This window comes from Kitasatospora purpeofusca, from assembly GCF_036010405.1.
GTDB lineage: Bacteria > Actinomycetota > Actinomycetes > Streptomycetales > Streptomycetaceae > Kitasatospora > Kitasatospora purpeofusca.
Genome location: NZ_CP108561.1, coordinates 873229 through 887511, shown reverse-complemented (window position 1 = coordinate 887511; position 14283 = coordinate 873229). Strand labels below are relative to the sequence as shown.

Here is a 14283-nt window from a genome sequence, read left to right as displayed (position 1 = left end):
CGGGCGGTCAGCGATCCTGCGGACCGGGGGTACGGGGGCGGACTTCCAGGCGCCAGGGGTCGGACGATTTGGCGGTTTGCAACTGGAGCACGCCGGGCCTCGGCAACTGCAGCGTGCGCAGCGCCTCGCCGGTCGAGTAGGCGGCCAGGGTCGGGCGTCTTGGCAGACCGGGGGGCGTTCGGCACCCGCACTCGTCGGAGTCCTCGTCGGTCCGTCCGCAGGCGCAGATGAACTCGGCCGACCAGTAGGAGGCTTTGACGTGTGCGATGCAGTCGGCCGGCGTGTCCGGGCCGACGGCCAGTACGGTGGAGCCGTATCCCTCCATGATGCCGGTCAACTCGTCGATCTCGTCGGGGCCGTACAGTCGGACCGACCATTCGCCGGCGCCGCTGGATTCCACGCAGAGGTGGGTGAGGTCCCGGGTCAGGAGGGTGCGCACGCCCTTCCGCTTGTCGGAGGAGCCCAGGTGCAGGAGGGAGGAGTGCGACTCGATGCGGTCGCGCGTCCTGGTGACGGGTTTGATGCTGAGGTAGCCCCTCGTCGCGACCTCGATCTGGGCCACGGCGACGGTGCCTTCCGGCCACTCGATGGGGAACTCGTACTCGATGTCGTTGCCCTCGCACCGCCCGGAGAAGTGGAACCGCTCGTCCGGCCGGCTCTGGGGCACCGGCCCCCGGTCGTCGTTGGGCCCGGAGGCGGGACGCAGCCGGGGGAGGCCGTCATCGGCGGTCATCGGCGTGAGTGGGCGCGCGGGCTCGGGGGCGGGTGCCGGCGTGGGCTTCGACGCCGCTCGGGTGGCGGTGGCCGGGCGGGCCGGGCGGGCCGGGCGGGCCGGGCGGGCCTTCGGGGCCGGCTTCGCCGGGGCGGGTTTCGCGACGGCCGGTGCGGCGGAGGTGCCGACGGCGGCTGGGCGGGCCTTCGCGTCCGGTTTCGCCGCGTCCGGTTTCGCCGGGGTGGGTTTCGCGGCGGCCGGTGCGGCGGAGGTGCCGGTGCCGACGGTCTTGAGGGCGGCCGCCTCGACCCTCGCCGCGGAGCGCGCGGCCTGCCGGGCCGCGCCCAGTGTCAGGCGCCACATGGCGGCGGCGGACGCCAGACAGCCCAGCGCGAATCCCACCAGTAGTCCCACAGCCACTCGTCGCCCCCCAGGCTCCGGAGTCCCGCCCTCGCGACCGAGGGTACGCGCGCGGGCGGGACTCAACCATGGGTCGGGCAAGGGGAATCGGGGCGGCCCGCCGCTCTGCCTCCGGCGGCGGGTCGGACCGCCCCGGTGCGGCTGCCCGGGTGCCACGACCGGGCAGCCGCGATGCCCCATGAGGCAGACCGAACGTTCCGTTGGGGCCTTCCGGCCCCCGGCCGACCCTCGCCGGGAACGCGCTGTTCACCTGGCAGCCATCGGTCGGACGTGGCGCTGACCAGCACTGTCGCGCTCGCGTCAACAGTGCCCGGGCTCGTCGGCGGGGCGTCAAACCGCCCGTCCGAGCGTTCGTTGGAGTGACCTGCGTCACACTTGACCGTGATTTGCGGCCGGTATTCACTCGTTGCAGCGGGGGGCAAACGGAACCCGAAATTCCTAGGAGTTCGCTCCGGGCGCCGCTCGCCGCAATGTTGTTCGTCATCGTTTTCTGAGACATGGAGGTGCTGTCATGAAGCTCGTTCACTTCGTGAAGAAGGTCATGCCGGAGAAGAGCCTGAAGGCCTACGCCTGGTACGGCTGGATCTAATTCCGGCGGTCCGTTGCCGGACGCGTGCCCGGCGGGTCCCGAGCGGACCCGCCGGGCACGGCCCGCTCGCCGCGAGCGGGGCGTTCGCCGAGGGCGGGCCCCTGTCACCACAGCCGTTCACCCTTGGAGCCACGGATGGTCATGTCCAGCACCGGGCGGAGCGCCCGCGTCACCGTCTTCGCACCGCGAATCGACGAACTCCTCAACAAGTACCGAGGTCAGGACCTCTTCCGCCTGGAGGCCGACACCGTCGGCGTGTCCAGCGTCGACCTCATGGACGGACTGCTGCGCAGCAGGCCGGCCAACGCCGAGGAGCGGCCGACCTTCAAGCCCGTGCGGGGGCGGCTCGTCACCAAGCCCGACGCGGCGGCGCTCATGCAGGCCGTGTCGGCCGACGTCCGGACGGCGCTGAAGAAGCCGCTGGGCGACCGGACCGATCTCACCGGGAAATGGCCGCAAACGCCGCACATCTATTTGCGGGACCTGGTTTTCGGAGAGGAGAGTTTCCGCTTCCGGATTCTGGTCGACCGCCGTCTGGAACTCACCCCTAAACTGACCTGGATGGCCGTCACGGCCGGTACCGCGATGCTCGGCAAGCCGGGTACCGAAATCCCGCTGTCGAATCTGGCGGCCCGGGTGCTGGACGCCGAGACCTACGACGACCGTCGCTACGCGATGTACCTCTACCGGCGGGTGGCCGGGCCGATCTGCTTCACCGTGGCCGCGCTGGTGACCAACGCGGTCTGGCTCGGCGCGCCGTTCGACGACGAGGTGCCGAACCGGGACATCCTGCTGGAGGCGCTGCGGCTGCTGCCGCCCTCCTGGAACATCCTGCGGGTCGCCTCCCCGGAGTTCGGCGCCGTGGACGGGCGGATCGGACCCAAGGACGATCTGCTGCTGCTCCCGCTGCTGAGCCACCGCGACCCCCGGCTGTGGGACGACCCGGAGACCTTCCGGCCGGAGCGCTGGAAGGGCGTCGACCCCGACAACCAGCCCGGCTACCTGCCGTTCGGCCATGCCAGTGAACGCTGCTGGGGGCGCCACATGGTGCTGCCGCTGGCCGAGCGGATCCTCGACATCGTCCGCCGGGACGGGCTGGTGCCCAGCCCCGACCAGCAGGTCGGCAAGGTGGAGCTGGACGGTCTGCTGGAGGTGGCCGGGGTGCGCATGGTCCGCCGCTGACCCGACCGCCGGCGGGTCGGCGGTACCAGCGGGTGGCCGCCGGGGCGGGTGGCGTCCGGGGCGGACGGGTGACGGGGCACCGCAGCGTACGCGCGCCGTCCGCCCGCTCGTCGTCGAACACGAGTGCGGCGGGCGGGTCCGTCCGGTCGCCGCTCGTTCATCGGCACGGTTTCGCCCGGAGGGCGGCGGCGGTCGCGGCCCCGGCCCCTACGCTGCGTCGTCATGCGCCTGACATTCCTGAAGCGCGCCGTGCGCGCCGTGCTGCCACTCCTCCTCGCCGGTCCGCTGCTCGCGGCCGTACCTGCCCATGCCGCCCCGGTCCAAGCCGCTCCGACCCATCGCGCCGCCGCCCGGACGGCCTCCCTGCCGGTCCCGGTGAGCTCGGTGAGCGACCGGGCCTCGACGCCGCCCGGCGGCTCGTTCACCGCGACCGTGACCCTCGCCAACCCCCACGACACCCCGATCCGGTTCGTCTTCCAGACCGTCCAGCAGACCTACGCCACCTCGCTCGACGTCGAGTACGGGGGGCTGAAGTACGCGGCGACCGCGTGCAACGGGGTGCCGTACCCGACGGTCTGCGGCAACCCGCAGGCCGGTGGCTGGGGTGCCCTGTTCACGCTTCCCCTGGCCCCGGGCGCCAGCACCAGTTACACCCTCACCTACACCATCGCCCCGGACTCCGCCTGCGGCGAAGCGCTGAACGTCAGCTTCTACTCCTACGTGTACTACGAGTACCAGGGCGGCGCGGCGTTCAACGACGGCCTCGCCGGCGTGGCCGGCACCCAGGTGCGCTGCCCCTGAGCCTCGTCGGGCACCCGTCGGCCGGGCACCCGTCAGCCGGGCACCGGCGCGTGCCGGGTGAGCCCGGCCCGGACGGCGACGTCCAGCGCGGGATCGAAGCGCAGGACCTCGCGGTCGTCGTCCCCGACCCCGGCGGCCGCGAGCAGTTCCGCCACCGCGCCGGCGTCGACGGTGCGCTGCTCGGCGCGGCGCAGGAAGCGCGTCACGGCGGCGGCGAAGGCCGACGCGTCCTCGCGCAGCACCCACGCCAGCTCCGCCGCCTCGGTGAGGAACAGCTGCTCGGACCCCAGCCACGGCGCGGCGGCGGCCAGACCGTCCTCGGCCAGCGCGTCCGGGTAGGGGATCCGGTGCCAGGCCCCGTCCTGCCACCAGTAGAGGAAGCCGAACAGGTTCCCCTGGGCGTCCTCGCGCAGCTGCTCCCAGGGCAGCCACTCCGGACCGCCGGCCAGGAAGTCGATCTGCCGGCCGTCGACGTGGGTGTGGCTGCCGTCGGAGTCCTGGCCGCAGAACACCGCGTGGCCGTCGTCGACCAGGGTGAGGCGCCACCAGAAGGAGCCGCCGCCGTTCTCGCTCCACACGCCCTGCTCGTCCAGCCAGTGCTCGCGGTTCCCCTGGGCGGCGTCCAGCAGGGCGAGCAGCACGGCGCGCGCCCACACCTGCCCGGCGTCGTCGAGGTCCTCGGGCCGGCTCGGCCTGTGCATGATCGTCGTCCCCCTCCGTCGGATGGCGGACAGCCTGCCACAGACCTGCGACACCCCGGACGAACCCCCCGGGTCGCCCGGCCGAACCCCGCCCGGGACCCTTGCGGCGCCCCGGGCGACACCCAGCGACACCCCGGTGGGACCCCCGCCTGCGGAGGGCCGACCCGTGCCGAGGACAATGGCGCGGTGAACGACGCGATCGACCCGCCCCGCGCGCACGGCCCTCAGCTGCCGTCGGACCAGGGCGAGGACTACCAGGAGCTGGTCCGGGACGCCATGGCGGCGGCCGTGCGCTCGCCGCTGCGCGGCCGGGTCGCCGACTACATCCCGGCACTGGCCGAGGCCGACCCGACGGCGTTCGGGATGGCGATCGCCACCGTCGACGGCCGGGTGTTCGGCGCGGGGGACTGGCAGCAGCCGTTCTCCGTCCAGTCGGTGTCCAAGCTCTTCACCCTCGCGCTCGCGCTGGCCGAGGGCGGCGACGGCCTGTGGAGCGGCCTGGGCCGGGAACCCTCCGGCAACCCGTTCAACTCGCTGGTCCAGTTGGAGACCGAGCACGGCATCCCCCGCAACCCCTTCATCAACGCGGGCGCCCTGGTGGTCACCGACCGCCTGCTGGAGCTCACCGGCGACGCGGTCGGCTCCGTCCTGGACTTCCTGCGCGCGGAGTCCGGCGACCCGGCCGTCGCGGTGAACCACGTGGTCGCCGCCTCGGAGGCCGAGCACGGCCACCGCAACGCCGCCATGGCGCACTTCATGGCCGGCTACGGAAATCTGCGCAATCCGGTCGACGACGTGCTCGCGCACTACTACGCGCACTGCGCGATCGAGACGAGCTGCCGCGACCTGGCCCTGGCCGGCCTCTTCCTCGCCCGCCACGGCGTGCGCGCCGACGGCTCGCGGCTGCTGTCGCGCAGCGAGGCCAAGCGGATCAACGCCGTACTGCTCACGTGCGGCACCTACGACGCGGCCGGTGAGTTCGCCTACCGCGTGGGCCTGCCCGGCAAGAGCGGGGTCGGCGGCGGCGTCCTGGCGGTGCTGCCCGGCCGGGGCACGGTCTGCACCTGGAGCCCCGGGCTGGACGCGGCCGGGAACTCGGTGCTCGGCGTGGCCGCCCTGGACGCGCTGACGACGGCGACCGGCTGGTCCATTTTCTGATGAGCACATCACCCGTCCGGTCCGCGCTGCCGGCCGGGCCCGCGTCGTCGGCTCTCCCCGCGTCGGCGACCGTTCCCGCGCCCCGGCGCCCGTCCGGGGCGCCCGGCCGACCCGCCGCCGCAGCAGCGTGCGGTGACGGATCGGCAGCTGACAGTCACGCACTTGTTGTGCCCCCTTCACCGGTCCGACGGCCGGCCCCGTCATGCTCTGCACCGGCGGAAGCCACCGCCGAAGGCGCGCCGGCCCTCAGGCGCAGTGACAAGGGGACACCCATCGTGACCGTCCGCCGCACCCTCATCGGCACCTTCGCCGTCGGCCTGCTCGCCGCGGCCGCCGCCCTCCTGCCGATCGGCTCCGCCGCCGAGGCCGCCGAGCGCACCCCCGGCGAGCTCCCGTTCGGCTCCGCCACCACCGTCGGCCTGCACAACACCTACGACCCGGCCGCGTTCCGCTACCTCGCCCAGGGCCTCGACACCGGCACCGGCATGATCGAGCTGGACGCCTGGCCGAACGCCATCACCAAGGAGTGGAAGGTCAGCCACTCCAACCCGCTCGGCAACGGCAACAACTGCGTCAGCGCCACCACGGCCTCGCAGCTCTACTCCGGCAGCGGCAACAAGAACCTGGACACCTGCCTCGACGACGTCCGGGTCTGGCTCGCCGCCCACCCCGCCGCGGGACCGCTGGTGATCAAGCTGGAGCTCAAGCCGGGCTTCTCCGGGAACCTCGGCATGGGCCCGGCCCAGCTGGACGCGCTGATCGCCGCCCACCTCGGCTCCGCCGCGCTGCGCCCGGCCGACCTGCTCGCCAAGCCGGGCGGGGGCAGCTACCCGAGCCTCGACGACGCGGCCCGCGCCGGCAACTGGCCGACCAGGGCGGCGCTCGCGGGCCGGGTGCTGGTGTACGTGATCCCCGGTACGGTCGAGCTGGACAACCCCTTCGACACCCTGCACACCGACGTCGAGTACGGCCGCTACCTGCGCGACCTGGCGGCGGCGGGCCGGATCGGCGAGGCCCGGATGTTCCCGACCGCGCTCGGCGCGGCGGCCGGCGACCCGCGCACCCGGTACAGCGAGACCTCGATCCGTCCGTGGTTCGTGGTCTTCGACGGTGACGCCGCCGCCTATGTGAACGGCATCGACACCTCCTGGTACGACACCAACCACTACCTGCTGACGATGACCGACGCCCACAACGTCGCCCCGGCGATCAGTGGCACCGACCCCACCGCCGACCAGGCCCGTACCCGTACCGAACTGCTCGCCCGCGCCCACGCGAGCATCGTCTCCAGCGACTGGCGCAAGCTCGCCGCCGTGCAGTCGCTGGTCCTGCCGCGCGGCTGATCCGCGGTCACCGGGGCGGCGGCGCCCGCGTCCTGGCGTCCGCCGCCCCGGCTGTCCGCTGCCCCGTCGCACGCCGCCCCGGTCGTCCGCTGCTCCGACGTCCGAGCGTTGTCGCCGGTCAGGGGCCCGGAGCCGGCCGAAAACCGGTTGCCGCCCGGACGTCCGCCGCCTAGCGTCCACCGCATGCTGCCTTTGGTCGAGACGGACGAACAGTGGGACGCGATCGTCCCGGACGAGGCGGTCATGCGCCCGGGTGTCGAGGACCTCTGCGCCCGGTTGGGGCTGCGCGGGCTGCCCGTCCCGGAGCGGTTCCCCGAGGGCTCCCAGCCGGTCTACGCGCTCGGCGCGGAGCTGGTCCTCAAGCTCTATCCCAAGGCCGCCGCCGAGGACGGCCGCACCGAGGCCCGGGTGCTCGCCCATGTCGGCGGCCGACTGCCGGTGCCGACACCGGAGTTGCACGACGCCGGCGAGTACGAGAACGGCTGGCGGTACGTGCTGATGTCCCGGCTGCGCGGCGCCGAACTCGCCCCGGCCTGGGCGGACCTGTCGCCCGACGGACGGAAGCGGATCGCCGTCCAGGCGGGGGAGGCGCTGGCGGCCCTGCACGCGCTCGACCCGGGGCCGCTCGCCGATGTGCTCGGCCCCGGCGACTGGGGCGCCTTCACCGACCGGCAGCGCGCCGGGGCCGTCGGACGCCAGCGCGAGCGCGGCCTGCCGGACGCCTGGCTGGAGCGGATCCCCGGCTTCCTGGACGCCGCGGAGCTGCCGCGCGAGCCCGAACGCGTGCTGCTGCACACCGAGTTCATGCGCCAGCACCTGCTGTTCGACCCGGCCGGCGGGCGGCTGTCCGGGCTGTTCGACTTCGAGCCCGCGATGATCGGCGACCGGGCGTACGACTTCGTCGGCGTCGGCGTCTTCGTCACCCGGGCCGAACCGGGGCTGATGGCGCGGTTCGCGGCCGGGTACGGCCGGGCCGTCGACCCGCACGCGGCCATGGCCTGGACGCTGCTGCACGTGTACAGCAACCTGCCCCGGTACCTGCGGGAGGTGCCGCCGCCCCCGGGGGTGGACACCCTGGAGTCGCTCGCCGAGCACTGGTTCGGGCTCGGCTGACGGGAGCGGTCGACGGGAGCGGCGGCCGTCCGGACCAGGGCCGCCGCGGCCCTGGTCCGGCCTTCGGCTACGGCTTCTCGGTCCAGTCCTCGGCCAGCAGTCCGAGCACGACCTCGTCCAGGAACTCCCCGGTCACCCAGGCCGACCGGCGCAGTCGGCCCTCGACCGCGAAGCCCGCGCGGGTCGCGGCCGCGACCATCGGCAGGTTGTCGGCCAGCGTGTCGACCTGGAGCCGGTGCAGTCCGCGCACCGTGAACCCGTAGTGGCACAGCAGCCGCACCGCCTCGCCCGCCAGTCCGCGCCCGCGGAAGCCGGGCCGCAGTGCGAGGCCCAGGTGGGCGAGCCGGTTGTGGGTGTCGATGCCCCACAGCAGTGCCTCGCCGGCGAGTTCGCCGGAGGACAGCTCCACCACGGAGAAGCAGGCAGCGTCGTCCCCGGCCGGGGACACGGCGTACGGGGACTCCGCGGCGCCGGGGGAGATCGGCCGCCAGGGCCGGGAGTCGGCCCGGGAGCGGGTGGGCACGTCGTCGTAGAGCTCGCTCTGGAGGACCGCGACGTCGCTGTCGTGGCGGGCCCGGAGCCCGATGCGGGAGGTTTGTAGCATGTCACATTGCTAATGGTTGGAGCCTTCCACGGCAAGCGGTTTTCGCCCGGTGGCGGCCCGGGCGGGGAATGCCTCCGCCGCGGACGGCTGTTGCCACGGACGTGACCGCCTCGCCCGCCCTGCGCCTCTCCGTACTGGACCGTTCCCGGACCCGCCGGGGGGAGGAGCCCGCGCAGGCGCTGCGCGACACCGTGGCCTTCGCGGTGGAGGCCGAGCGGCTCGGCTACCACCGGTTCTGGGTCTCCGAGCACCACGGGGTGCCGGGCGTGGCCGGTTCGGCGCCGACGGTGCTGGCGGCGGCGGTGGCCGCGGCGACCTCCCGGATCAGGGTCGGCACCGGCGGGGTGATGCTCCCCAACCACCGACCCCTGGTGGTGGCCGAGCAGTTCGGCGTGCTCGCGGCGCTCTTCCCCGGCCGGATCGACATGGGCCTCGGCCGGTCGGTGGGCTTCACCGACGGCGTCCGCCGCGCGCTCGGCCGGGAGAAGGACGCCGCCGACGCCTTCCCGGAGCAACTCGCCGAACTCCTCTCCTGGTTCGACCCCGAGGCGCGCGGCCCCGGCGGAGTGCACGCCCGCCCCGCCGAGGGCCTGGACGTACCCGCGTACGTGCTGGCCACCGGCGCGGGCGCGGACGTCGCCGCCGACGCCGGGCTGCCGCTGGTGATCGCCGCCGTGCGGGGCGAGGAGGCGATGCGCGCCGCGATCGACCGCTACCGGCAGCGCTTCCGGCCCTCCGTCCGCGCCGAGCGGCCCTACGTGGTGGCGTCGGGGACGGTCGCGGTGGCCGGGACCGAGGAGCGGGCGCGGACGCTGCTCGTCCCGGAGGCCTGGTCGAGCGCCCACAGCCGGACCCACGGGGAGTTCTCGCCGCTCGAACCCGCCGAGGAGATCCTGGCCAGGCCGATGGCCCCGCGCGAGCGCACCGCCTTCGAACAGGCCCTCGCCGGCCACATCGCCGGCACTCCCGCCGGGGCGGTCGCCGACCTCGCGGCGCTGCTGGAGCGCACCGGCGCGGACGAGTTCCTGGTCACCACCAGCACCTACGACCGGGCGGAGCTGCTCACCTCCTACCGGCTGCTGGCCGAGGCGGCCGGACTGGCGGGGGCTGTCGGGTAGGCAGGGGGCGGTCTACGGGCCGACCTCGGGATCGGCGAACGGGCGGTTCAGGGCAGCGAGTTCGTCGGCGTCGAGGACCAGCCCGGCCGCCGCCGCGCTGTCGCGGATGCTGGCGGGGCGGCGGGCGCCGGGGATCGGGACGACAGCGGGGGAGAGGGCGAGCAGCCAGGCCAGGCCGACCTGTTGCGGCGAGATCCCGCGTGCCTCGGCGACGCGGTGGAAGGCGGTGCGGGCCGGGACGCCGTCCGCCGGACCGTTCAGCACGCTCCTGGCGAGGCCGCCCAGCGGGCTCCAGGGCAGGAACGCCAGGCCCAGCCGTTCGGCGAGCCGCAGCTGCGGCAGGGAGCTCCGGTCGGCCGGGGAGAACCGGTTCTGCACCGAGACCAGCCCCGGGCCGAGGATCTCCCGCGCCGTCAGGATCTGCCGCTCGTCGACGTTGGAGATGCCCGCCGCGCGGATCTTCCCGGCGTCGAGGAGTTCGCGCAGGGCTCCCACCGACTCCGCCCAGGGCACCAGGGGGTCGGGCTTGTGCAACTGGTAGAGGTCGATCGCGGCCACGCCGAGCCGGCGCAGCGAATCCTCGGCGGCGCGCCGGAGGCGCTCGGGCCGCCCGTCGACCGTCCACGAGCCGTCCCCCGGACGGCCGCGCCCGCCCTTGGTGGCGACCAGCACGTGCGCGCGGTCGGCCGGGGAGCGGTCGGCCAGCGCGCGGGCGATCAGACGCTCGTTGTGGCCGGCTTCGCCGGCGTGCCAGTGGTAGGAGTCGGCGGTGTCGAGCAGGTTGACACCGGCGTCGATCGCGGCGTGCAGGGTGGTGAGGGCGGCCCCGGGGTCGGGGCGTCCCTCCACCGAGAGCGGCATCGCGCCGAGCCCGATCGCGCCGATGCTCCGCTCGCCGAGGGTGCGCTGTCGCACGGTCACACGTCCTTTCCGGTGGTTTCGGGGGCTTCGGTGGCTTCGACGGCACTGGAGGTGGCGATGGCGGCGGCCTCGGCCACGGCGGCCGGCAGCCAGGAGTCGAGCGGCGAGAAGGAGAGGCCGAGTGCTCCGGCCCGCCGGGTGTCCATCGGGTACCAGCGGTCGAAGGAGAACGGCGCGTGGTCCGCGCCCTCGGCCGGCCGGTAGCGGGCGGCCGTCCCCAGCTGCCCGGCGATCAGCTCGGACAGCCCGACCGCGTCCAGCGGCTCCGCCGAGGCGGCGTTGACCGCGCCGACCGAGGACGAGGCGGCGACCGCGACCAGGGCGGCGGCGATCTCCTCGTGCCGGACGAACGAGGTCGGCTGCGGCCGCTCGTGCACCGCGACCGGCCGTCCGGCGGCGACCGCCCCGGTGAAGTGCGCGAGCCGGCCGGTGAAGTCCAGCGCCCCGCCGCCCAGGACGTGGGCGCTGCGCACGCTCGCCCAGTCGAACGGCGGCCGCCCGGCGGCGAGGACGGCCTCGGCCTGGCGCTTTCCCTCGGCGTAGGCGGTGGCTTCGCCGAAGTGCCGGACGAGCGCCGCCGGGTCGTGCCACGGAAGGTCGAGGTCCACCGGCCAGTCCGCCGGGTCGACGGCCTCCTCGGTGAACGGCACCCCGGGCGTGGTGCGGACCAGCGGCGAGGTCGCGGGGTCGTAGACCTCCATGGTCGAGGTCATCACGTACCGCGGGGTCCGGTCGGCGAAGACCCGGCGGGCCACCACCGCCTGCGCGGGCGTGTACAGCACCTGGTCGATCACCGCGTCGAAGGTGCGGTCGCCGAGGGCGGCGGTCAGCGCCTCCTCGTCGTCCCGGTCGGCCAGGACGTGGTCGACGCCCGGCGGTGGCGGGGCGGAGCCGCGGTTGATCAGGGTGACCTCGGTACCGGCGTCGCGCAGCAGGGCGACCAGGTGGCGGCCGAAGTACCTGGTCCCGCCGATCACGCCGACCCGGCGCGGAGCGCGGTTCGCGGTGGTCCCGGCGGTGTTGGTCCCGGCGGCTTCTCGTGCGGTGGAGTGGCTCATGGCCATCACTCTGCCGCCGTACGGTCATCAGCAGAACTGCCGATCTGCTGAACGCGTCATCAGTTGAACTGGTGACTGAACTGGTGACTGGACCGAGCCGGACCGAGCCGTACCGAGCCGGACCGAGCCGGGCCAGGACGACCCGCCCCGCCCCGCGGCGGTCAGAGCCAGCCGCGCCGCGCCGCCTGCACCCCGGCCTGGAAGCGGGTGGTGGCGCCGAGTCTGGCCAGCAGGACGGAGACGCGCCGCACGACGGTCCGCCGCCCCAGGCCCAGCCGCCGCGCGATCGCGTCGTCCGTGGCACCGCTGGCCATCAGGACGAGGATGCGGCGGTCCCGGTCGTCGAGCTGGAGCCCGGGACCGGAGGTCGAGGCGGGGACAGCGAGCCGCCAGAGCGTCTCGAAGACCGAGGCCAGCGCGCCGAGCAGGCTGGACGGGCGGACGAGCAGCGAGACGACTCCCGCGCGGTTGTCGGCGGGCAGGGTGACGATGGCGAGGTCGTCGTCGCCGAGGGCGAGCTTGAGCGGAGGCTCGTCGAGCGTCCGGGCCTGTTCCCCGGCCTCGATCATCCGCGCCATGTTGGGTCCTGCCACGGGATCGTCGAAGGCGCACCCGCCGTAGATCGAGCGGTAGACGACGCCGGAGGCCATCCGCTGACGCTGCAGCACCTCCTGGTCGAGGTAGTGCGCGGCGTCCCCGGAGTACGGCGGGACGTCGATGACCCGCACCTCGCGGCGGGCGGCGAGCTGCAGGCGCCGTCCGGCCGCGAGGACCTCGGGGTGGTCCTCGACCACCTCCAGCGCGGCGTAGCCGCCGGCGCTGCGGCGGGCGAGCCGGTAGAGCCGGTCGAGCTCGGCCCCGGCCCGGCGTGCGTCGGCCCGCCGGGCCGCGTCGCGCTGGAGCGCGGCCTCGACCACCTGGCCCGGGGGCAGCGCCTCCCAGGTGAGCCGCCGGTGGTCGCAGGCCATCACGATGCCCTCGTCGGCGAGTTCGCCCAGCAGGGCGAGCAGGGCGTCCTCGGCGATCCCGGCCTCGGCCGCGAGGTCGGCGAGGCGCGCCTGCGGCCGGCCGACCAGGCACAGGTAGACCCGGCCGCGCTCGGAGCCGGGATCGAGTACGTCGTGGAGCACAGCACCCCCGATTTCGCCATGTCCATGGCGATATGACAAGTCGTCGAAGCCTACCCGTGCCCGTGGCGCACATGCGCCGGTGGCCCAAGCGGGCCGCCGGGCGCTCTGGCGCGCGGCGGGGTCGGATCGCGAGAGTTGCTCGGTGTCCGCACAGTCCGCCGGGCGTCCGCTCCGGACGGCCTGCGCACGTCCGCGCCCTTACGCCAGCACACGCTCACACCCTGGCCCTCGCCCTCGCCCTCGCCCCCTCGCGCCCAAGGACGATCCATGACAGCTGCTCCGCCCACCGCCCGGCCCGCACCCGCCCGGCCCGCACCCGCCCGGCCCGCACCCGCCCGGCCCGCACCCGCCAGGGCGGCGGTCGCCGCCCTGGTCGGTGCCCTCCTCCTGCTGCTCGTGCCCGGCGTGTCGTTCGCCCGGGCCGTGGCGCCCGCCCCGCCGCCGATGCAGGACGGCTTCGGACTGACCCGGGTCGGCGCCGTGACCGGCAGCGCCACGAACTTCGTCCTCACCGTGACCACCCCGCAGGTCGCCGGCGAGCACACGATCCGGATCCTGCTGCCGGACGACTACGCCGACCGCCCCGACAAGCGGTACCCCGTCCTGTACTTCCTGCACGGCGCCTCGGACAACCCCGCCAACCCCGGCCTCGCCTACCCCGCCCTGACCTCGGCGACCTCGATGATCACCGTCGTCCCCGACGGCGGCCTGCGCGGCTGGTACACCGACTGGCTGGACAGCGGCACGGCGGCCGGCGCGCAGAACTGGCAGACCTTCCACCTCACCCAGGTGGTGCCCTTCATCGACGCGAACCTCCGCACCCTCACCGACCGGAAGCACCGCGCGGTCGGCGGCCTGTCGATGGGCGGCTTCGGCGCACTCCACTACGCCCAGGCCCGCCCGGAGCTCTTCGGCCACGTCCTCACCATGTCCGGCGCCAACGACCTCTCGGCCGACGAGATGGTCATCCGCGGCGCCGTCGTCGGCACCCTGACCAACGCCGGAACCGTGCTGTGCGCCCCGAGCGGCGGACAGCCCTGCGGCTTCGACTTCGGACCCACGGTGTCCAGCGACGCGATCTTCGGCACGCCGTACCCGGTCTTCGGCGCCGACTGGCGCTGGAACGCCGCCGACCCGACCGGCCGCGCCGGACTGCTGGCCGACACCCGGATCGCCGTCTACACCGGCAACGGCAACGGCAACGGCAACCCCGCCGGCATGGAGTTCTGGGCCGAGGGCACCGCGACGCGCTTCACCGACCGCCTGACCGCCCTCGGCATCCCGCACCGCTACGTGAACTACGGCAACGGCGCGGGCTGGGGCAGCTCGTGCGACGGCGGCCACAGCTACGGCTGCTGGGCCCAGGACCTCGTGGACTACGTGCCGCGCCTCGAAGCCGCGTTCGCCGCCTGACCTCTCCACGAACGAGCGGT

General features: G+C 74.4%; 14 protein-coding genes. 8 read left to right on the top strand and 6 right to left on the bottom strand.

Going from position 1 to position 14283, the window contains the following annotated elements; all coding sequences use genetic code 11:
* Window positions 1-7: 7 nt before the first annotated feature.
* Window positions 8-1114: a hypothetical protein gene (locus tag OG715_RS03915; protein ID WP_327064078.1), complete on the bottom strand. Its 1107-nt coding sequence runs from the start codon at window positions 1112-1114 to the stop codon at window positions 8-10.
* A gap of 529 nt (window positions 1115-1643) precedes the next feature.
* On the opposite strand from OG715_RS03915, the gene OG715_RS42355 reads away from it, so the two are divergent.
* The 3 genes from OG715_RS42355 (at window position 1644) to OG715_RS03905 (ending at window position 3704) form a co-directional block, all read left to right on the top strand.
* Window positions 1644-1721 carry a tryptorubin family RiPP precursor gene (locus OG715_RS42355; RefSeq protein WP_350540985.1) on the top strand — a complete coding sequence of 26 codons (78 nt, stop codon included), beginning with the start codon at window positions 1644-1646 and terminating at the stop codon, window positions 1719-1721.
* A gap of 135 nt (window positions 1722-1856) precedes the next feature.
* Window positions 1857-2903, top strand: coding sequence for a cytochrome P450 (locus OG715_RS03910; protein ID WP_327064077.1), 1047 nt, complete (start codon window positions 1857-1859; stop codon window positions 2901-2903).
* A gap of 222 nt (window positions 2904-3125) precedes the next feature.
* Window positions 3126-3704, top strand: coding sequence for a hypothetical protein (locus tag OG715_RS03905; protein WP_327064076.1), 579 nt, complete (start codon window positions 3126-3128; stop codon window positions 3702-3704).
* Window positions 3705-3736: 32 nt separating this feature from the next.
* Here the strand turns inward: OG715_RS03905 and OG715_RS03900 are convergent, their stop codons facing one another.
* The gene (locus OG715_RS03900) at window positions 3737-4405 is read right to left on the bottom strand and encodes a hypothetical protein (RefSeq protein WP_327064075.1); all 669 of its coding nucleotides are present in this window, start codon (window positions 4403-4405) and stop codon (window positions 3737-3739) included.
* A 261-nt stretch (window positions 4406-4666) separates the two neighbouring features.
* Here OG715_RS03900 and OG715_RS03895 point away from each other — a divergent pair, with 261 nt between their 5' ends.
* From OG715_RS03895 to OG715_RS03885, 3 genes are all read left to right on the top strand, one after another.
* Window positions 4667-5563: a glutaminase gene (locus tag OG715_RS03895; RefSeq protein ID WP_327064229.1), complete on the top strand. Its 897-nt coding sequence runs from the start codon at window positions 4667-4669 to the stop codon at window positions 5561-5563.
* Between the two features lie 275 nt (window positions 5564-5838).
* Entirely contained in the window at window positions 5839-6906 is a 1068-nt protein-coding gene (locus OG715_RS03890) for a phosphatidylinositol-specific phospholipase C domain-containing protein (protein WP_327064074.1), read from the top strand.
* A gap of 183 nt (window positions 6907-7089) precedes the next feature.
* Window positions 7090-8019 carry a phosphotransferase family protein gene (locus tag OG715_RS03885; protein ID WP_327064073.1) on the top strand — a complete coding sequence of 310 codons (930 nt, stop codon included), beginning with the start codon at window positions 7090-7092 and terminating at the stop codon, window positions 8017-8019.
* A gap of 67 nt (window positions 8020-8086) precedes the next feature.
* Here the strand turns inward: OG715_RS03885 and OG715_RS03880 are convergent, their stop codons facing one another.
* A complete protein-coding gene (locus OG715_RS03880; RefSeq protein WP_327064072.1) occupies window positions 8087-8623 on the bottom strand; it encodes a GNAT family N-acetyltransferase in 537 nt (178 codons plus the stop codon).
* 68 nt (window positions 8624-8691) lie between these two features.
* On the opposite strand from OG715_RS03880, the gene OG715_RS03875 reads away from it, so the two are divergent.
* Complete coding sequence (locus OG715_RS03875) at window positions 8692-9741, top strand: MsnO8 family LLM class oxidoreductase (protein ID WP_407660943.1); 1050 nt, start codon at window positions 8692-8694, stop codon at window positions 9739-9741.
* 12 nt (window positions 9742-9753) lie between these two features.
* On the opposite strand, the gene OG715_RS03870 is transcribed toward OG715_RS03875, so the two are convergent.
* The 3 genes from OG715_RS03870 to OG715_RS03860 form a co-directional block, all read right to left on the bottom strand.
* Window positions 9754-10656: an aldo/keto reductase gene (locus tag OG715_RS03870; RefSeq protein ID WP_327064070.1), complete on the bottom strand. Its 903-nt coding sequence runs from the start codon at window positions 10654-10656 to the stop codon at window positions 9754-9756.
* A 2-nt stretch (window positions 10657-10658) separates the two neighbouring features.
* Window positions 10659-11720, bottom strand: coding sequence for an NAD-dependent epimerase/dehydratase family protein (locus OG715_RS03865; RefSeq protein WP_327064069.1), 1062 nt, complete (start codon window positions 11718-11720; stop codon window positions 10659-10661).
* A 161-nt stretch (window positions 11721-11881) separates the two neighbouring features.
* The gene (locus OG715_RS03860) at window positions 11882-12850 is read right to left on the bottom strand and encodes a LuxR C-terminal-related transcriptional regulator (protein WP_327064068.1); all 969 of its coding nucleotides are present in this window, start codon (window positions 12848-12850) and stop codon (window positions 11882-11884) included.
* A 267-nt stretch (window positions 12851-13117) separates the two neighbouring features.
* Between OG715_RS03860 and OG715_RS03855 the strand changes: the two genes are divergently transcribed.
* Complete coding sequence (locus tag OG715_RS03855) at window positions 13118-14263, top strand: alpha/beta hydrolase (RefSeq protein ID WP_327064067.1); 1146 nt, start codon at window positions 13118-13120, stop codon at window positions 14261-14263.
* Window positions 14264-14283 lie beyond the last annotated feature (20 nt).

Excerpts from the sequence above, each read along its gene's own strand:
- OG715_RS42355 (WP_350540985.1), top strand. The coding sequence starts at position 1,644 with ATGAAGCTCGTTCACTTCGTGAAGAAGGTCATGCCGGAGAAGAGCCTG.
- OG715_RS03910 (WP_327064077.1), top strand. The coding sequence starts at position 1,857 with ATGGTCATGTCCAGCACCGGGCGGAGCGCCCGCGTCACCGTCTTCGCA.
- OG715_RS03905 (WP_327064076.1), top strand. The coding sequence starts at position 3,126 with ATGCGCCTGACATTCCTGAAGCGCGCCGTGCGCGCCGTGCTGCCACTC.
- OG715_RS03900 (WP_327064075.1), bottom strand. The coding sequence starts at position 4,405 with ATGCACAGGCCGAGCCGGCCCGAGGACCTCGACGACGCCGGGCAGGTG.
- OG715_RS03885 (WP_327064073.1), top strand. The coding sequence starts at position 7,090 with ATGCTGCCTTTGGTCGAGACGGACGAACAGTGGGACGCGATCGTCCCG.
- OG715_RS03880 (WP_327064072.1), bottom strand. The coding sequence starts at position 8,623 with ATGCTACAAACCTCCCGCATCGGGCTCCGGGCCCGCCACGACAGCGAC.
- OG715_RS03875 (WP_407660943.1), top strand. The coding sequence starts at position 8,692 with ATGCCTCCGCCGCGGACGGCTGTTGCCACGGACGTGACCGCCTCGCCC.
- OG715_RS03865 (WP_327064069.1), bottom strand. The coding sequence starts at position 11,720 with ATGAGCCACTCCACCGCACGAGAAGCCGCCGGGACCAACACCGCCGGG.
- OG715_RS03855 (WP_327064067.1), top strand. The coding sequence starts at position 13,118 with ATGACAGCTGCTCCGCCCACCGCCCGGCCCGCACCCGCCCGGCCCGCA.